The sequence below is a fragment of the Campylobacter taeniopygiae genome (assembly GCF_005406225.1).
In the GTDB taxonomy this organism is placed as follows: domain Bacteria; phylum Campylobacterota; class Campylobacteria; order Campylobacterales; family Campylobacteraceae; genus Campylobacter_D; species Campylobacter_D taeniopygiae.
In genome coordinates this window covers 30114-48351 of the sequence record NZ_NXLY01000003.1, presented here as the reverse complement: position 1 = coordinate 48351, position 18238 = coordinate 30114, and the positions used below count along the sequence as shown (strand labels likewise).

At 30.6% G+C, this 18238-nt stretch carries 16 protein-coding genes; 10 read left to right on the top strand and 6 right to left on the bottom strand.

Features of this window, described 5'->3' with window-relative positions:
* The 6 genes from CQA75_RS02010 (at position 1) to CQA75_RS01985 (ending at position 5467) form a co-directional block, all read left to right on the top strand.
* Entirely contained in the window at positions 1-762 is a 762-nt protein-coding gene (locus CQA75_RS02010) for a thiazole synthase (RefSeq protein ID WP_137623390.1), read from the top strand.
* Between the two features lie 2 nt (positions 763-764).
* The gene (gene thiH, locus CQA75_RS02005; RefSeq protein ID WP_137623389.1) at positions 765-1910 is read left to right on the top strand and encodes a 2-iminoacetate synthase ThiH; all 1146 of its coding nucleotides are present in this window, start codon (positions 765-767) and stop codon (positions 1908-1910) included.
* The gene (locus tag CQA75_RS02000; RefSeq protein ID WP_137623477.1) at positions 1900-2505 is read left to right on the top strand and encodes a thiamine phosphate synthase; all 606 of its coding nucleotides are present in this window, start codon (positions 1900-1902) and stop codon (positions 2503-2505) included. Before thiH ends, CQA75_RS02000 begins: the two co-directional genes overlap by 11 nt.
* On the top strand, positions 2480-3376 hold the full coding sequence (locus CQA75_RS01995; RefSeq protein WP_137623388.1) for a helix-turn-helix domain-containing protein: 897 nt from the start codon (positions 2480-2482) through the stop codon (positions 3374-3376). Before CQA75_RS02000 ends, CQA75_RS01995 begins: the two co-directional genes overlap by 26 nt.
* A 70-nt stretch (positions 3377-3446) precedes the next feature.
* Positions 3447-4295: an NHL repeat-containing protein gene (locus CQA75_RS01990; protein ID WP_137623387.1), complete on the top strand. Its 849-nt coding sequence runs from the start codon at positions 3447-3449 to the stop codon at positions 4293-4295.
* Positions 4296-4303: 8 nt separating this feature from the next.
* On the top strand, positions 4304-5467 hold the full coding sequence (locus CQA75_RS01985) for an MFS transporter (protein ID WP_137623386.1): 1164 nt from the start codon (positions 4304-4306) through the stop codon (positions 5465-5467).
* Here CQA75_RS01985 and murG read toward each other — a convergent pair.
* Both murG and ftsW read right to left on the bottom strand, forming a co-directional pair.
* Positions 5460-6473, bottom strand: coding sequence for an undecaprenyldiphospho-muramoylpentapeptide beta-N-acetylglucosaminyltransferase (gene murG, locus CQA75_RS01980; RefSeq protein WP_137623385.1), 1014 nt, complete (start codon positions 6471-6473; stop codon positions 5460-5462). The genes CQA75_RS01985 and murG overlap by 8 nt on opposite strands.
* Positions 6467-7630, bottom strand: a complete 1164-nt coding sequence (gene ftsW / locus CQA75_RS01975) for a putative lipid II flippase FtsW (RefSeq protein ID WP_137623384.1) — start codon at positions 7628-7630, stop codon at positions 6467-6469. Before ftsW ends, murG begins: the two co-directional genes overlap by 7 nt.
* Before the next feature lie 139 nt (positions 7631-7769).
* On the opposite strand from ftsW, the gene CQA75_RS01970 reads away from it, so the two are divergent.
* The 4 genes from CQA75_RS01970 to CQA75_RS01955 are packed head-to-tail and all read left to right on the top strand — an operon-like array spanning position 7770 to position 10931.
* Positions 7770-9209, top strand: coding sequence for an acetyl-CoA carboxylase subunit A (locus tag CQA75_RS01970; RefSeq protein WP_137623476.1), 1440 nt, complete (start codon positions 7770-7772; stop codon positions 9207-9209).
* Positions 9210-9404: a hypothetical protein gene (locus CQA75_RS01965; RefSeq protein WP_137623383.1), complete on the top strand. Its 195-nt coding sequence runs from the start codon at positions 9210-9212 to the stop codon at positions 9402-9404.
* Complete coding sequence (locus CQA75_RS01960; RefSeq protein WP_137623382.1) at positions 9404-10162, top strand: arginyltransferase; 759 nt, start codon at positions 9404-9406, stop codon at positions 10160-10162. Before CQA75_RS01965 ends, CQA75_RS01960 begins: the two co-directional genes overlap by 1 nt.
* On the top strand, positions 10125-10931 hold the full coding sequence (locus tag CQA75_RS01955) for an adenylosuccinate lyase (protein WP_137623381.1): 807 nt from the start codon (positions 10125-10127) through the stop codon (positions 10929-10931). Before CQA75_RS01960 ends, CQA75_RS01955 begins: the two co-directional genes overlap by 38 nt.
* 19 nt (positions 10932-10950) lie before the next feature.
* Here the strand turns inward: CQA75_RS01955 and CQA75_RS01950 are convergent, their stop codons facing one another.
* Genes CQA75_RS01950 through CQA75_RS01935 form a run of 4 tightly spaced genes read right to left on the bottom strand, consistent with a single transcriptional unit; the run spans position 10951 to position 18058 of the window.
* On the bottom strand, positions 10951-13968 hold the full coding sequence (locus CQA75_RS01950) for an efflux RND transporter permease subunit (protein ID WP_137623380.1): 3018 nt from the start codon (positions 13966-13968) through the stop codon (positions 10951-10953).
* A 3-nt stretch (positions 13969-13971) separates the two neighbouring features.
* The gene (locus tag CQA75_RS01945) at positions 13972-14712 is read right to left on the bottom strand and encodes an efflux RND transporter periplasmic adaptor subunit (protein WP_137623379.1); all 741 of its coding nucleotides are present in this window, start codon (positions 14710-14712) and stop codon (positions 13972-13974) included.
* Entirely contained in the window at positions 14709-15971 is a 1263-nt protein-coding gene (locus CQA75_RS01940; RefSeq protein WP_137623378.1) for a TolC family protein, read from the bottom strand. Before CQA75_RS01940 ends, CQA75_RS01945 begins: the two co-directional genes overlap by 4 nt.
* Positions 15972-16015: 44 nt before the next feature.
* A complete protein-coding gene (locus tag CQA75_RS01935) occupies positions 16016-18058 on the bottom strand; it encodes a TonB-dependent siderophore receptor (RefSeq protein WP_137623377.1) in 2043 nt (680 codons plus the stop codon).
* Between the last annotated feature and the right edge of the window lie 180 nt (positions 18059-18238).

The following is an 18238-nucleotide window of genomic DNA, read 5'->3' as shown; positions in this document are numbered from 1 at the left end:
ATGGATGATAAATTAAAAATTGGAAAATATGAATTTAACTCACGTTTTATTTTAGGATCGGGTAAATTTTCACTTGAGTTGATCAAATCAGCCATCGAAGAAGCAGGAGCACAGATCATCACTCTAGCTTTACGCCGTGCTTATACGGGAGAGGTTGAAAATATCTTAGATTATATTCCAAAAAATATCACTCTTTTGCCTAACACTTCAGGGGCAAGAAATGCTCAAGAAGCTTTACGTATAGCAAGACTTTCAAGGGAGTTAGGATGTGGAGAGCTTATAAAGATCGAGGTGATTAGCGATAGTAAATATTTATTGCCGGATAATTACGAAACGATCAAAGCTTGTGAGCTTTTAGAAAAAGATGGTTTTACGCCTTTGCCTTATATGTATGCTGATCTTTATGCGGCTAGAGCGATGAGAGATGCTGGAGCGGCGGCTATCATGCCTTTGGCAGCACCTATAGGAAGTAATAAAGGCTTGTGTGCTAAAGAATTCATACAAATTTTACTCAATGAAATCGATCTTCCTATCATCGTAGATGCGGGAATCGGCAGTCCATCTCAAGCTTGTGAGGCAATGCAAATGGGAGTGAGTGCTGTTATGGCAAATACGGCCATAGCTGAAGCAAAAAATATCGCTTTAATGGCTAAAGCTTTTTCTTTGGCGATAAAAGCGGGAAGAGAGGGTTATTTAGCCGGTTTAGCAAGTGTGAGTGAGGCTAAGGCAAGTTCTCCTTTAACAGGATTTTTAAGGGATTAATCATGCAAGATTTTATGCAATATTTGCCCCACATGCAAGAAATAAAAAGTGATATTTTAGATAAAGTTTTGTTTGAAATAAAAGATTATGATGAGGCTAAATTTAGCGCTAAAGATGTTGAAGAAGCTTTAAATTCTGCCCATTTAAGTATAGAAAATTTAAAAGCTTTGCTTTCAAGTGCGGCTGAAGAATTTATCGAAGAATTAGCTTTTAAATCATCAAAGACAAAAATAAAATATTTTGGAAATTCTATATCGCTTTTTACTCCGCTTTATTTGTCAAATTATTGTAATTCTAAGTGCGTGTATTGTGGTTTTCAAAAGGGCAATAAAATCGCAAGAGCAAAGCTTAATGAAGATGAAATTCACAAAGAGATGAAAGCGATTGCAAAAACAAGTTTGCAAGAAATTTTATTATTAACAGGAGAAGGAAGAGAATTTGCAAATGTAGAATACATCGCAAAAGCTTGTGCTATCGCAAAAGAGTATTTTAAAGTTATAGGGGTTGAAATTTATCCTATGAATGAAGATGAGTATAAAATTTTGCATGAAAATGGCTGTGATTATGTGACTATTTTTCAAGAAACTTATAATCCTTTAAAATATTCTAAAATTCATCTTGGTGGCGAAAAACGCATTTTTCCTTATCGTTTTAACGCTCAAGAAAGAGCTTTAAAAGCGGGTATGAGAGGGGTTGCTTTTGCTGCACTTTTGGGCATAGATGATTTTAGAAAAGATGCTTTGGCTACGGCTTTACACGCGTATTTTTTACAGCAAAAATATCCACATGCTGAAATTTCTCTTTCTGTACCACGTTTAAGACCTATCATCAACAATGCTAAAATTCATCCTAAAGATGTGAGCGAAAAGCGTCTTTTGCAAGTGCTTTGCGCGTATAGACTTTTTTTACCTTTTGCGGGAATTACGATATCAAGCCGTGAAAGAATAGGTTTTAGGGATGAGGTGATTAAGCTTGGGGCGACTAAAATGAGTGCGGGAGTTAGCGTAGGGATTGGCGAGCATAGCGGTGAAAAAAAAGGCGATGATCAGTTTGAAATTTCAGATGAAAGAAGCGTAGAAGAAATTTTAACCATGCTTAAAAATGCAAATTTGCAAGCTGTAATGAGTGATAGTATCTATGTGGGATAAAAAGATTATCGCTATAAGCGATCGAAAAATTGTTGAGGGTGGTTTTTTAAAACAGGTTGAAAAAATTGCCAAATCAGGCGTAGATGCTTTTATGCTTAGAGAAAAAGATTTAAGCGAGTTTGAATATTATGACTTAGCTAAAGAAGTTTTGCAAATTTGCTCTAAGCAAAAGCTTACTTGTATTTTGCATTTTTTTGACAGACAATGTTTGAAATTAAATCATAGATATTTTCATGCACCGCTTAGTTTATTAAGACAAGAGCCTAGATTGGCTCGGTATTTTCATTTGCTTGGAACTTCCATCCATAGCAAAGAAGAGCTTTTAGAGGCTATGAATTATAAGGTTAATTATGCTTTTGCTGGACATATTTTTGAAAGTTCTTGCAAGAAGGATTTAAAGCCTAGAGGAATTGAGTTTTTAAATTCCTTACTTACTTTTAGCAAAATTCCACTTTATGCCATAGGTGGAATTAATCTAGAAAATATTGAAAAACTTAAAAATTTAGATATAGCTGGAGTTTGCATGAGAGAAGCTTTGATGAATGAAAAAAAATTAAAAGTTTATTTAAATGAATGCAGACAAAAATGCGAGTAGACATATAGTTTTACCTCAAGATCTTAGAAAATTAAAAAATATTAATTATAAGAATTTTCAATTTTGCACCTTTGCAAGATATATCCAAAAAGATTCTTTTCATTCTAATTACATAAATTTACAAAAACACCTTTTAACCTTTGTCAAAAAAGGCTATAAAATTTTACACACATCTAAAAAAGATTATAGAATTAATTCTTATGAGGTTTTGTTTTTAAAATCAGGAAATTACACCCTTAGCAATATAGGTTTAAAAGATGGAATTTATGAAGCGCATTTATTTTTCTTTGATAATGCTTTTTTAATAGAACTAATTTATAAATACAAGCATTTGCTCAATTTTAATCCTTCTTGCTTAAATGATGAAATTTTTTGGATACGAAATGATAAAATTTTGCAAGGAATTTTAGAAAGTTTTAATCCATATTTTGATGAAAATACGCAAATTTTAGATCCAATTATTAATTTAAAATTTGAAGAGATTTTTTTGCATTTGCTTTTAAATAAAAATTCAAATTTTATCACTTTTTTAGCTGAAATTTTAAAAGAATTTCGTCTGGATTTATCTCAGCTTTTTGAGTATTGCGAGAAAGAATTTTTAAGTGTTCAAGAAATGGCCGATTTTGCTAAGCTTGATTTAGCGAGTTTTTCTAGAGAATTTAAAAAATGCTTTAAGATGAGTCCAAAAAGATGGTTGGATGAAAAACGTTTGCAAAAGGCTAAATTTTTGCTTGAATTTTCTAAAAAAAATATCAATGAAATAGCGACAGAATGTTCCTTTTCTTCTATATCTTGGTTTATAGAAAGATTTAAAAAAAGCTATAAAATGACTCCTAAGCAATATCAAAAATCAAAAAACTTATATTTTTAATCAAAAAACTAATACATTTTATTTTTTTTAAAATATATAATTTTTTTTAATTTTTTAACAAGGAGATAAAATGAAAAAATATATTTTAAGTCTAGCTTTGTTAGCAACTTGTGCTTTAGCTGGTGAGTTAAAATATCAAGAAATTGAAGGATTTTTAAGTCCTGAAAGTGTTTTTGTAGATAAAAATGCCGTATATGTTTCCAATGTAGGAAAAAAGCTTGAGCCTTTAGCAAAGGATAATGATGGTTTTATTTCTAAACTTGATAAAAATGGAAAAGTTTTAGAATATAAATTTTTGAGTGGTTTAAATGCTCCAAAAGGTATGAAAGAAATTGACAATATTTTATATGTTGTGGATATTGATACGCTAAAAGGTTTTGATCTATCCACCAAAAAAGAGGTTTTTACTTTGCCTATAAAAGGAGCGATTTTTCTTAACGATATAGAAAAGCTTAATGATACAACGCTTTTAATCAGCGATACAGGAACGGGTATTGTCCATAAGATTGATTTGAAAACAAAAAAATATGATGAATTGTTAAAATTAGATCTTAAAGAATTTGGCGGCCCAAATGGTTTGTTTTTACACCAAAACCTTCTTTATATCGCCGGATATGATCCTAGCGGAGTTAGCGGAGGAATGGTTTTAAGCTATGATCTTAAAAATAAGAAAATTCAAGTGATCAAAAGCGAAAAAGAACCTTATGATGGTATAGTTTTAAAAAATAATATTTTATATGTAAGTTCTTGGGGAAAAGATCTAAAAGGTGTAATTTATGCTTTAAATTTAAAAAATAAAAGTGTTAAAAAACTTGATCTTCCTTTGATAAAAGGACCAGCGGATATATTTTTAGATAAAAATAATTTATGGATTCCTAAGATGGCAGAAGGTAAAATACTTAAGGTTGAACTTGAGTAAAGGAAATTATGACTTCTTTTAAAAAAATTTTTTGGCTTAATATTTTTATCGTTATCATTATAGCCTTTAATCTTAGAGCCCCTATTACAACGATAGGGCCTATGGTTGATGTTATCAAAGAAGAATTTAATCTAAATTCCACTTTTTTAGGAATTTTAACCAGTTTGCCTTTGATAGCTTTTGGAAGTATTTCCTTTATCGTGGGTTATTTTTCCGCTATTCGTGCGGTTATTGTAGGAATTTTTTTAATCTTTATTGGTGAGCTTTTACGTTCTTATCTAGGGCTTTATGGTTTGTTTATAGGTATGCTTGCTATAGGCTGTGGGATAGCGATTGCTAATGTAGTTTTGCCAAGTTTTATCAAAGAAAAATTTCCTAAACAAATGTCAAGTGTTATGGGTTTATATAGCTTTATTTTAAGTGTCTCTTCTATAGTAGGCATTGCTTTAGCTACGCCTTTACTTCATGCTTTTAATTTATCTTTAGCTATGGTATTTTGGGCTATTTTTGCTTTTATAGCCTTGGTGATTTATTTTCCTCAAGCAAAAAATGGAAGGCTTTTTAGAGCTAAAAAACCTTCTTCTAAACAGGTGAATATTTTTAAACACCCTACAACATGGAAAATCACTCTTTTTATGGGATTTCAAAGCTTTTTAGCTTATTCTTTATTTTTTTGGTATGTTCAAATAGTTACTGAAAAAGGCTTTGCTAAAGATTTTGCAACCAATATGCTTTTATTTGGTCAATTAGTTGCTATGCCAGTTTCTCTTTTTGGACCCTTACTTTTAGGCAAGATTAAAAAAGAATATCACACAAGCTATATTGCGATTTTATGTGCTATGTATGCTATATCTTTTGGAATTTTACTCATTTGTAATAATGAATTTATGATTATTTTGGGCGCTTTTATTATGGGTTTTCCTTGGGGTGGTGTTTTTGGCATAGTTTTGCTTTTTATCGCTCAAAAAAGTCACAATGCACAAATTGCAGCGAGACTTTCAGCCTTCGCTCAAGGCTTTGGGTATTTAATCGCTGCGCAAGGGCAGTGGATTATAGGGTTTTTACATGATCAATTTGGAAATTTTTCAGGCGCCATTGTGATGCTTTTTGCAATTGGAATTATAGTAAATATTGTTGGATATCTATCCTATAAAAGCGAAGTTATCAAATAAGCTTAAGTATTTTTTCAAGTAAAATATCCGATCCATTTTTTTGGATAATATCTTGCAAATTTTTAGAGATACTTTCTAAATTTGTATCTAAAATAGTTTTTAAAATTTCATCTACGTTAGCATTATTTTGTGTAAAAATTTTACATAAATTTTGATCTTGTAAAAATTTAGCGTTAAAGTATTGATGATTTTTTGCCGCATAAGGATAAGGGATGAAAATAGCAGGCAAAGCATTAGCGCAAAGTTCAAAAAGTGTGCTTGCGCCCGCTCTTGATATAGCCAGATCGGCTATATGCATTTTTTCTTCTAAATTTGGACTAAAGTCAAATACATCAGCTTTAATATTTAAGTTTTGATAAATTTGTTTGTATTTTTCCAAATCATTTTTTCCACATTGGTGGATAATATTAATATTTTTTTCATTTAAACTAGGTGCTAATTGTATGGCTAATTCATTGATAAAACTAGCCCCTTGAGAGCCTCCTAGAAAAATAATATTTTTTAATTCTTTGCGAATTCTTGCGTGATCAAAAAATTTATCTGCCACAGGATAAGGCGTAAAATCTTCTTCAAAAGCGCTAAAAAACTTTTTAGAAAAAGGTTTTAAAAGCTTATTTAAAGAGCCACTTTTTGAATTTTGTTCATGTATAAATAAAGGAATTCCAGAAAATAAAGCACCAAAAGATGCAGGTGCTGCGCTGTATCCTCCTACACTAATAACAGCTTTTACTTTATAGTCTTTAAAAATTTGTCTGCATTCTTTAGAAAGTTTTAAAATGTGTAAAAAGGAATTGATTTTATTGAATTTGCTTTGATTAACAACGCCTTGAGAGCTTAGAAAAAATTTATCCTTAAAACGTGTTTCTTTTTCAAACCACGCTTTATCTTGTCCATTTTGACTGCCTATATAAATACAAGCTATATTTTTTCTTTGCGCACTTTCTAATAAACATTTTACTATGGCTAGATGTCCACCTGTGCCACCTCCAGTTAAAACGATCATAATTTAACCTTTTTAGAAATCATCAATACATACCCTATGCCTATACAAATTGCCCACATGGAACTTCCACCATAACTTAAAAGCGGAACTGCAACACCCTTAAGCGGAGTAAGGGAGATAATACCAAAGGCATTCATAAAAAATGAAAAAAGCAAAAGTAAAGCAATACCAGAGCAAAAGATAAAATGCTCTTTTTTATCGCAACGTCCTGCTATTCTAAAAATTCTTAAAATCATCCAAAGATAAATAAAGCAAATAATTCCGAGTCCAAAAAGTCCGATTTCTTCTGTGATACCAGAGAGGATAAAGTCTGTATGAACTTCACTTAAAAAACCTAATTTAAAAGTTCCAAGCCCTAAGCCTTCCCCAAATATCCCTCCATGGGCTATAGCATTTAAAGAGTGTGAAATTTGATATGGCTCTGCATTAGTACTCACCCTTAAAGCATTGGCCATCCAATCAGGAAGCATTGGCAAAAAGGCATCTTGTATATTTCCCCACCAAGATGCGATTCTTTGGATACGCCTTTGGTTGCTAAAAATAACCATTATGCCCACCATCATAATGATTAAAGTTCCAAAGGCAAAAAGCCTTTTACTAGCTCCTGCAAAAAAAGCTAAAGCTAAAATTAAAAAGAAAGAGATAACGCTTTGCCCTAAATCATTTTGCGTGATATAAATATATCCTATAACTATAGTTGCAACGATACAATAGGGTAAGAGAATTAAAACCTCATGCTTAATTGCTTTCTTACTATCATCAATACGTCTTGTATAACTCCAAGCTAAAAAATAAATGAGTCCTATTTTAAAAAATTCAACTGGAGATATAGAAAGTGGTCCTAAGCGAATCCATCTTTTAGCGCCCCCACTAGCCGTTGCTAAAGCTGAAGGTAAAAAAGGTAAAATTGTGATAAAGATAAAGGAAACAATAAGAATAGCAAGTATAATTCTTTCAGAATTTTTTTTATCCGGATCAAGTCTTGAAATAAAAAACATGATTAAAATTCCACTCACTCCAAAAAAAAGTTGGCGAGTAAAAAAGTGAAATTCATTATAATTAAAAAAAAGTACAGTAAAAACTGTCAGTGAATATGAAAAAACTATTCCTATAGTGATGAGTATACAACTTAAATAAAATAATTTCTTATCAGTAACCATTTTGATTTTTACTTTTCTTTGTTTTGGAAATAAAATTTATAAAGTTTTATTATAACCAAAATAATTAATTTTTTTGCTAAGTTTTTATAAGGATATTTTGATAGAATTGCTTTTAGTATTATTATTTCAAAGGCAAACTATGATGCAAATTCATAAAATTCTTATAGCAAATCGTGCTGAAATAGCCGTTAGAGTTATCCGTGCTTGTAGGGATTTGCATATCAAAAGTGTTGCAATTTATACCGAACCTGATCGCGAGTGTTTGCATACAAAAATTGCCGATGAAGCTTATCAAATAGGTAGCGATGCAATAAAGGGTTATTTGGATATTGCTAGGATTATAGAAGTTGCTAAGGCTTGTGGCGCTGATGCTATCCACCCAGGTTATGGTTTTTTAAGTGAAAATTATGAATTTGCTAAGGCTTGTGAAGAATCAAATATTATTTTTATAGGTCCAAAATCTGAAGTGATTTATAAAATGGGCAATAAAAATATCGCACGTAAATTGATGGCACAAAATGGGATTCCTATTGTTCCAGGTACTGAAAAATTAAATTCTTATAGTATAAATGAGATTAAAACTATAGCGGAAAAAATCGGTTATCCTGTGATTTTAAAAGCTTCAGGTGGCGGAGGGGGACGCGGAATTCGCGTTATTTATAAAGAAGAAGATCTTGAGAATGCTTTTGATTCTTGCAAAAGAGAAGCGCTGACTTATTTTAAAAACGATGAAGTATTTATGGAAAAATTTGTCATAAATCCTCGTCATATAGAATTTCAAATTTTAGGAGATAATTATGGCAATATAATACATCTTTGCGAGAGAGATTGCTCTATACAAAGAAGACATCAAAAAGTGATCGAAATTGCTCCTTGTCCTAGTATCTCTGATAATCTTAGAAAAACTATGGGTGTAACTGCTGTTGCGGCCGCTAAAGCGGTGGGTTATACCAATGCAGGAACGATAGAGTTTTTGCTTGATGATTATAACCGTTTTTATTTTATGGAAATGAATACAAGAATTCAAGTTGAACATCCTATCACAGAAGAAATTACAGGGGTTGATCTTATCGTGCGTCAAATTCGTATTGCTGCAGGGGAAATTTTAGATATAGAGCAAAGCGATGTTAAACCTAGAGGATTTGCTATAGAAGCTAGAATTACAGCTGAAAATGTGTGGAAAAATTTTACTCCAAGTGTGGGTAGAATCAATGAATATTATCCAGCGCTTGGTCCTTCTGTAAGAGTGGATAGCCATATTTACAAAGATTATACCGTGCCACCTTATTATGATTCTATGCTTGCTAAATTAATTGTTAGGGCAACAAGTTATGATTTAGCGGTTAATAAACTTGAAAGAGCTTTAAAAGAATTTACCCTAGATATTAGAACAACCATACCTTTTTTAATTGCGATTACAAAAACAAGAGAATTCAGAAGAGGTTATTTTGATACTTCTTTTATAGAAACTCATTTACAAGAATTATTAGAAAAAACGCAAGATTGCCATCAAGAAAATAAAGAAGAGGTGGTGGCTGTGATCGCAGCAGCACTTGAAAAAATCAAAAAAGGAAAATAAATGGATTTTTTAGATAGTTTAAAAAATATAAAAAAAGAAATGCAAACTCATACCAAAGATATAAAAAAAGAAAAAAAGCAAAATAAACAGGAAAAAATTTTAGACAAAGAGATGCAAGAAATTTTTCTAAAGGAAGAAAAATTGCAAGATGAATTTTCTGAATTTATTAAAAATTCAGATATTAAGAAAATTTAATGTTTGAAATTGGATTTTGTACTCTTGAAGATCAATGTCCATATTTAGAAACAAAACGTTCAAGAATAGAATATAAATATATACAAAATTGCCCTAAGGAAATCAATACAAAATTAATCCAACGAGGCTGGAGACGCTTTGGAAGATATTTTTCTCGTCCAATTTGTAAAGATTGTGAAGAATGTCTTAGCCTTAGAATTTTAGCGGATGAGTATAAATTTTCGCGTAGTGAAAGAAGAGTTTTTAAAAAAAATATCAATACCAAAATGATACTTAGAAGACCAGCTTTAAGCAATGAGCATTTATTTTTATACGATAAATATCATCGTTTTATGGAAGATAAGAAGAACTGGAAAAGGTATGATTTAAATTTCAGACAATATTATAATCTTTATATAGATGGATTTATGGATTTTGGTTATGAGCTTGCTTTTTATGTTGATAATAAGCTAGTTTGTGTGGATCTTATTGATGAGGTTGAAGATGGAATTTCAAGTATTTATTGTTTTTACGATCCTGATTTTTCACATCTTTCCTTGGGTAAATTTTCTCTTTTAAATGAGATTAAATTTGCTAAAAGTAAAAATTTAAAATATATTTATTTGGGATATTTTGTAAAAAAGTGTCAATCTTTATCGTATAAAGCCGATTATACACCTAATGAAATTTTAAAAGGGACAAGTTCTCTTTTTGAAAATGAGGTTTTATGGGAGAGAGAAGATGCAAATCGTGCAAACTTTAGAAACGATCAATGTTAATACTGATGATATTAGCGTTTTTCAGTATTTTAAAGACTTAATTACCAAAAATTTCACAAAAGTTATAGGGCGAAAAAATAAGATTTTTTCTTTTTTTGAAGAAAATGAAATTCCACAGCGTCGATATTTTTTAAAAGTTTTAGATCAAAAGTATCGCAAGAGTTCTAATGAAAGCATAGAGAATTTAAAAGATGCACATTTTAAAACTTTTAGGCTTAATTTTGAGCAAAGTAATATGCTAAAACCTATGCTTTTTATAAAAACAAGTTTTGCAGGAAATCAAATTCTAATGCAATTAAGCTCTAATGAAAAATTGTTTGTAACTTATATGAAAAATTATTTTAAAGATCATCAAATAGAATATGATGAAATTACAAATGTTTTAATGCTTAAATATAAAGATGAAAATACCTTGGAACTTTTTGAGACTTTTGCTGATGAGAGTGAGCATTTAAAATATCGCGTTAATTTTGAAGTCGATCGTCAAGAATATAAAGATTTTCGTCAAAATATCTTTAAAAAAGAAAATGCAAAATGGAAATTTAATGCCCTAGCAAAGCTTTTTAATAATTATTTTACAACCTTAGAATGCACACCACAAAATGATCTTAGTGAAATCAGACAAAAATATTTAATGATGGTAAAGCTTTATCATCCTGATTTTTATCAAGGAAAAAATGCCCAAGAGAAAGCTTATGCAAGAGAGCAATTTGAAAAGATACAAATTGCTTACAATAATCTTAAAGCCCTATATAAAAACAATGCTTAAAAGACTTAAATCAAGTCTTTTAATCTATTTTTTTTCTTTCATATATCTTTCTTAATTTACTATCAAGAGTGTAACAAAATTTAAAAAGTGCTGGTACAACTAGCAAGGTTAAAAGAGTTGAGCTAACAAGACCGAAAATAATCGCTATAGCCATAGGGGAATTGGACTCATATCCTGCTCCTCTTGAGGTGGCAAGTGGAAGCATGGCAAAAATCATTGCAAAAGTTGTCATTAAAATAGCTCTTAAACGAGATTTTCCAGCGATCAATAAAGCCTCATCAGGTTCTACTCCCTCATGGCACTTTTTATTGGCCACATCCACAAGTAAAATCGCATTTTTTCCTACCATGCCAAAAAGTAAGATGATGGCGATTAAAACAAAAAGTGAGAAATTGTGCCCCGTGATAAAAAGTCCTATAGAAGCCCCTCCAAAAGCTAAAGGCATGGTAATCATTATAATGAGTGGCAAAATAAGACTTTCATAAAGTGCAGCCAAGACAAGATAGATTAGTACAAAAGCTAATGCTATAGCCATAGCAAAGCCTTGAACAGTTTCTCCTAAAAGATTTATAAAGCCAGAAAAGGCATAGCTTAGATTTGAATTTTTACCTAAAATATAATCCATATTATTAAGTAAGAGTTTTTGAACGGCTCCTAGTGAAATATCATTAACTCCGGCCGTAACCTTAATAGATCGGCTTTTATTGTAGCGATTGATGGTTTTTAAATCTTTAGTATAAGAAAAATCAACCACGCTTGAAAGATTTAAATTAATACCTTGATTATTTCTTATATTAATACGCTTTAATGCCTCTATATTTTTCTTAAAATCAGGTGAAAAGCTTAAAATAAGATCATCTTTTGAATTTCCTCTATCCATACTTCCGACGCTAAGTTGCGAAAAAGAATAACTTAGTACTGCAGCAATATATTCTGGATTAACATCTAAAAGTTTTGCTTTTTCTTTGTTGATGTGTAAAGCAACAGCATCTTTTGTGGCATTAGCATTATCACTTATATCTACAATATGGGAATTGCTTCCTAAAATTTCTTTAGCACGATTAGCGGCTTGTTTTATGGAGTCTAAATCATCGCCTAAAACTAAAAATTGAACTGGATCATCAATTCCTGCACCTTCTATTTTTGGAAGTTCTAAAACTTTAATTTTGATGCCATCTTCTTGGAATTTTTGACGATATAAATTAACTATCGCACTTTGCCTTAACTTTCTCTCGCCTAAATTTTTGAGTTTGATATAAATTTTAGCTTTTGTAGCGTCTTTGGCATCATCATAACCTAAAATCAAAAAGGCGTATTTTACGTTTTCATCTGTTTGAATTTTTTCTAGTAGATTAAGACTTTTTTTTCTCATAGCTTCAAAACTTAAATCCTGCTTACTTTCAAGTAAAACTTGAATTTCGCTATCATCTTCCATAGGTAAAAAATCAAGCCCAATGCGACTAGCTAAACCAAAGGATAAGATTACAAAAACGAGACTTGCTAAGATAAATTTAGTTTTATTTTTTAAAATTTTATAAAGTATATTTTCATATTTTTCTTCTATTTTTTGAAAAAAAGCTTCACTTCTTTGATAAAATCGGCTTTCTTTCGGATTTAAAAATCTAGCACTTAAACTTGGAATTAAAAATATAGAAACTAAAAAGCTGATCACAATACCACTTGCAACGCTAATTCCTAGGGCATTAAAAAATAGCCCCGGAATGGATTTCATATAAGAAATAGGGATAAAAACACAAAGTAAAACAACACTGATGCTTAATACACTAAAACCTATTTCATTAACTCCTAAAAAGGCAGCTTGTAAGGGCGAATGTTCTTTTAATTTTTTAGCGATATTTTCAATAACAACAATGGCATCATCTATAAAAATTCCTATACTTAGGGTTAGAGCGATAAAAGTGAGGCGATTTAAATCATAACCTAAAATATCAATGATAAAAAAAGTTGAAATAATCGAAGTTGGTATGGCAACACAAGCAATAAGGGTAGCGCTTAAATTTCTCAAAAATAAAAATACAATAATCAGCGTTAAAAAAATACCCAAAACCATATCGAAAATAACCTGTGAAAGGTGTTTGTAGATATTTAAACTTTTATCATAAACAATGTCAAGTTTTATATCGCTAGGAATTTGCTTTTCTAAAGTGCTTAGAGATTTTTTGACATTTTTTATCATTTGGAGTGTGTTATAGTTGCTTACTTTACCAAGCTCTAAAAGCACACCTTCTTTACCTTGATAAATCGCACTTTGTTTTTCATCCTCATAAAGGCTTTTTATGTCTGCAATATCGCTTAAAAATACACCTGTTTTGATGCGTAAATTTTTTAACTCATTTAAATCATTAGCCTCAAAATAACCTTTGATAATATAATTATCATCTTGATTGTTTAATTCTCCTAAAGCTTGTTTAAAATTTTGACTTTTGATGATATTGGCTACATCATAAGCATTAAGATTATATTTTTGTAATTGTTCAGGCTTTAAATTGATACGAATTTGAGGCTTTAAAAAACCCTTAGCATCAATTTTTCCTACACCATCAACCCTTTGCAAAAAAGGTTTAATTTTGTCATTGATGTTTTGCATCAGTGAAAGTTTATCGGGTGAGTAAAGAAAAAGTGATATAGCCGAGCCAGAATCAGAGCTTATTTTTTCAACTTCAGGTTTGGTTGGAAGGCTTAGGGTGCCTATTTTATCTCTTACATCGTTGGCAGCTACTTCAAGATTTTTTCCAAGTTTAAACTCAACAACAGAAACGCTAAAATTGTCATACGCAACCGAAGTGATGGTTTTAACCCCATCAATTTCACTCAAGGCATTTTCAATTTCTTTGGTGATTTTTGATTCTATAAAATTTAAATCCCCATTTGCTTTGCTTGTGATTTTAATAAGAGGTATGGAGACATTAGGAAATAAATTGACACTCATGTTAAATGCAGAAATAAGCCCAAAAATAATGAGTGCTAAAAAAAACATCAATACAGTAATAGGTCTATTTATCGCTAATTTAAACATATTTTAATCTTTTGTAATGATTTTGCCTTCCCCAAAAAGACCTGGGGTTAATCCGGAAGCTTCAACTTCGGCATAAATTTTTCTTGTTCTAACTTCTATACTTGGATAAATTAAGCTGATTTTTCCTTTGATTTGATTATCGCTTTGATCTATTTTATAGATAAATTCATCTCCAACCTTTACTTTGTCTTTATATTTTTCATCAAAGCTTAAAACAAGTTTGCTTTGCGGGTAAGAAAAAATTTCTACCAAAGGTTGAGCTACTCCACCAACCCCTTCTCCAATTTGTATAAATTTGTTTGCAATGATTGCATCATAAGGGGCTCTTAGTTCTTTTTTTTCGAGTATGTTTTTATAGTAATCTATATTGATTTTAGCTTTGGTTAAATTTAAGCTAGCAATATTAAATTGTGTTTTCATATCTTCATAGCTTTGTTTATCGATAACATCTTGAACGGAATTGATTTTTTTCATCTTGCTTTTTGTATTTTCGTATTGAGCTAAGGCTAGGTTATATGAATTTTTAGCATTTTCAAGGGCTATTTTTTCGCTAGTTTGATCAAGAGCAAGCAAAAGATCCCCCTTTTTAACCCTTTGTCCGATTGTGATTGGAATTTGAGAAACTATTCCTATGCTTTCTATGGCTAATTTGCTTTGTTTTGAGGCTTCTACATTGAAACTAGCATAAATTTCTTCCGCAAAAATCATATTGAAAGAAAATATTAAAAATAAAAATATTTTCATTGTTTCACCTTTGAAATGATTTGTATTCCAGCATTAAAATAATAATTTGCTTTTGTGATTTCAAATTCATTTTGTGCTAATTCTAAGTCGCTTTGAGCTTTGAATTTAGCCTCTAAAGCTTGTAAGTATTCCACGTAAGAAACAAGTCCTGCGCTGTATTTTTTATCTATACTTTCAAAAGCTATATTAGCAGCTTTAAATGCTGATTTTAAAGCCATAATTTGTTCTTTTAAAACTTTTATATTTTTAAGTAAATATAGTAATTCTTCGCGGTTTTTTCTTTCGTTTAATCTCGCATTTGCATTTGCAATTTGCACATTTAAGCGTTCTTTTTCAACCTTTTTAGCTCTAGAATTAAAATCAAAAATTTTCCATTCTAAACCTAAAATAATTTGATTATTTTGTGAATATTTTTTCAAAATTTCATTGGTTATATCAATAAAAGGATAGGGGACTTTTGGATTGTAATTGTTTTTGTAAAATCCGAAATTATCCTGAATAAAAAATTTAGGATAGTATTGAGATTTAGCTAAATTAACATTTTCTTTAGCTAAATTAACATTTTCTCTTGCAATAAGCACGTCATAATTATTTAACACTTTATCATAAAAAGGTTTTTCTAATGTCGCTTGGCCTTCAGGGATGAGATTTTCTCCTGTTAAAATTCTAATTTCTTTTTGGATATTTTCAAGTTTTAATTCATTTTGATGTAACATTAAAACACTTAAATGAAATTTAGCCTCTATGCTTTCTAATTCATCTTTAGAACTAAGTCCTGTTGAATAAAATTTTTTTAATCTTTGCAAGGTTGATTTTAAAAACTCCACTTTTTGTTCATCTGCGGCTATGATTTTTCTTAAACTTAAAGAGTTAAAATAAAGAGTAGTTGCATTTAGGGCTAAATAATTTCTAGTTTGCTCTTTATTAAGCAGACTGATTTTTTCTTGTTCTTTTAAAGCCCTTAAGTTAGCTTCTCTAGCTCCGCCATCAAAAAGTAGAAAATTAAGAGAAAATTTGGCAAATAAACTTTCTTGAGGATCAATGATAAAACGATCTTTGTTGTTAGCCACGTAGGCTGAATTTAAACTAAGACTTGGCAAATAATTTCTAAAAGCTTCACTGCTTGCAAGTTTAGCTTGTTCGCTTTGAATTTGTTTAATAAAATATTGCTCGTTTTTTTGACTTAAATTAATAAGTTCTTTTAAATTAGAGCCAAACAATACTAAAGGTAGAAATAAAATAATATTTAAAAATCTCATAAGCTAGAGTATAACATACTTAAGCTTAAGAGAATTTAGTGTGATTAGTATTTATAAGAAACGGATAAAATTCCTTTGATGCCTTCGCCATAATAGCAAGAATAATAACATCCACTAACATATTTTTTATTAAAGATATTATCGATATTTAATTGAACATTCCATTTGTCATAATTATATCTAAAGGCAAGATCATAAAGTGTGTATGAAGACACTTTAATGTTAGGATTTCCAGCTTCATCGGTGCTACTTCCTATATAGCGCACTCCAAAACTGCTTTTAAAATTTTGCTTATGATTGATTTTAAAGGTATGAGAAATTTTAGTGGCAAAAATATTTTTTGGCATCATTGGCGTTCTTATGGTTTTTAATGCATCTAAAGAGGTGTGAGTTTGAAAATAATGTGTATAAGCTAAAGTATAATCTATACTTTCACTTAAAGCCACATTTGAGCTTAGTTCTAAACCTTTAGCATTTTGCTTTCCAGCTTGTATGGATACAGGTATAGGTGCACTTGGATCGGCATTGACTAGAGCATTTTTTTCTTGGATGTCAAAATAAGAAAGATTAAGTTCTCCATCGATAAAATAAGGAAGATATTTAAAACCAGCTTCGTATTGTCTGCTTTCATAAGGCTTATAATCCTTACCATCCCCATCGCTTCCAGCTATAGGTCTAAAGGCTCCTGAATAACTTACAAAAGGCATCAATCCTACATCTTCAAATACATACATTAAGCCTGTTTGAAAGGTTGTGTGATTGACATTATAATCGCTTTTGCTTCCAAAGCTTTTTGCATTGCTTTTAGCTTTATCAAAACGCATACCAAGATCCAAAATCCATTTATCATAAAGTTTAGCTCTATCTTGGACATATAAGCCTAATTGTGATTGTTTTACTAAATACGTAGGCACTTTGCTTTTAATTTGTGGAGTATGATCAGGATCAAAGATATTGACTTTGTCTGCACTTCCATAACCATATTTTCCATTGACGTAGATATATTGATAATCTATTCCGCTTGTAAGAGTATTTTCAAGTTCTTTGTAGCTATTTTTTAAAATCAGTCTATTATCTAAGGTATGGCTTCTTGCTATACCATCTAAGATGATAGAACTTCTTGTGGCTGTAGTAGGATTGTCAGGATCTAAAGCTGAAAAACTTACAGCAAATTGACTTTTATCTTCCATATTATAGCGATAATTTTGCATAAAAGTTAATTCATCATTGAAATAATGTACGAATTCATATCCTAAGGAATATTGCTTTCTTTTTAGATAATCACTCAAAGGCGATCCTAAATTTGTACTTGGTTTAATTGTTCCTTGCGGTGTATCAATGATGGTTCCATAAACAGGAAAAAAGCCGGTTGTAGGGACTCCTTGATCGTATTGAAAACTTGTAAGAAGTGTTAAAAAAGTATCATCATTTATATCTATGGCTAAACTTGGTGCAAAATAGTAATGTTCTTGCCAAGTTCCATCAAGCTGTCCATTTTGTCTAAAATAATTTCCTACGATTCTAAAATTACTGTTTGTATTAAAAGCCTTATCTCCAACATCAAAAAATAAGCCATTTTGAGATAAATTTCCTATCTTAGCTCCAATTTCTGCTATAGGAGTTTTTTGAGGTCTTTTACTGACTAGATTGATCACGCCGCCGCTTTGAGAAGAGCCATAGCTTAGAGAATCAGCCCCTTTAACAACTTCTATTTTTTCTAAACCATACAAATCAGGAGACCATCCAAAATATCCACCCTTGTAAATTGCTGTTCCGTCTAAAACCAAACTTGCATCAAACCCTCTTAATTTAAGCCAATCTGTCGTATCTAAATCCGCACCATAAATTTGAGAAACAAAACCACTTTCATAGCGAGTGATTTCATCAAGTTGTTCTGCACCTTCTTCTTGAATTTGTTTAGAGCTGATCACAGAAACACTTTTTGGACTAAGATAATCCACGCTTTGGCTTCCTTTTTCAACAGATCCCACAACGCTAACAGCGCCGAGTTCATAAGAGGATTCTTTAGCTAAAGCTAAACTTGCACTTATTGAAATAAGTAAAAAAGAATTGAATATTTTATTCATAAAAACAAGATCTCCTTTTTTTGTAAAAACAAATTGAATTTTAATTATAATAATGAAATTGACTTTCAAAATGTGAATTATATAATTTTAAAATTTAAAGAAAAATTATTTTTTATTTATTTTTTATTTTTCTTTATGTTATAATCCGAGCTTAAGTTTTTCAAAGAGGATATGATGGGT

Excerpts from the sequence above, each read along its gene's own strand:
- CQA75_RS01935 (WP_137623377.1), bottom strand. The coding sequence starts at position 18,058 with ATGAATAAAATATTCAATTCTTTTTTACTTATTTCAATAAGTGCAAGT.
- CQA75_RS01950 (WP_137623380.1), bottom strand. The coding sequence starts at position 13,968 with ATGTTTAAATTAGCGATAAATAGACCTATTACTGTATTGATGTTTTTT.
- CQA75_RS01945 (WP_137623379.1), bottom strand. The coding sequence starts at position 14,712 with ATGAAAATATTTTTATTTTTAATATTTTCTTTCAATATGATTTTTGCG.
- CQA75_RS01965 (WP_137623383.1), top strand. The coding sequence starts at position 9,210 with ATGGATTTTTTAGATAGTTTAAAAAATATAAAAAAAGAAATGCAAACT.
- CQA75_RS01940 (WP_137623378.1), bottom strand. The coding sequence starts at position 15,971 with ATGAGATTTTTAAATATTATTTTATTTCTACCTTTAGTATTGTTTGGC.
- CQA75_RS01990 (WP_137623387.1), top strand. The coding sequence starts at position 3,447 with ATGAAAAAATATATTTTAAGTCTAGCTTTGTTAGCAACTTGTGCTTTA.
- CQA75_RS01985 (WP_137623386.1), top strand. The coding sequence starts at position 4,304 with ATGACTTCTTTTAAAAAAATTTTTTGGCTTAATATTTTTATCGTTATC.
- CQA75_RS02010 (WP_137623390.1), top strand. The coding sequence starts at position 1 with ATGGATGATAAATTAAAAATTGGAAAATATGAATTTAACTCACGTTTT.
- ftsW (WP_137623384.1), bottom strand. The coding sequence starts at position 7,630 with ATGGTTACTGATAAGAAATTATTTTATTTAAGTTGTATACTCATCACT.
- CQA75_RS01955 (WP_137623381.1), top strand. The coding sequence starts at position 10,125 with ATGCAAATCGTGCAAACTTTAGAAACGATCAATGTTAATACTGATGAT.
- CQA75_RS02000 (WP_137623477.1), top strand. The coding sequence starts at position 1,900 with ATGTGGGATAAAAAGATTATCGCTATAAGCGATCGAAAAATTGTTGAG.
- CQA75_RS01960 (WP_137623382.1), top strand. The coding sequence starts at position 9,404 with ATGTTTGAAATTGGATTTTGTACTCTTGAAGATCAATGTCCATATTTA.
- CQA75_RS01995 (WP_137623388.1), top strand. The coding sequence starts at position 2,480 with ATGAATGCAGACAAAAATGCGAGTAGACATATAGTTTTACCTCAAGAT.
- CQA75_RS01970 (WP_137623476.1), top strand. The coding sequence starts at position 7,770 with ATGATGCAAATTCATAAAATTCTTATAGCAAATCGTGCTGAAATAGCC.
- thiH (WP_137623389.1), top strand. The coding sequence starts at position 765 with ATGCAAGATTTTATGCAATATTTGCCCCACATGCAAGAAATAAAAAGT.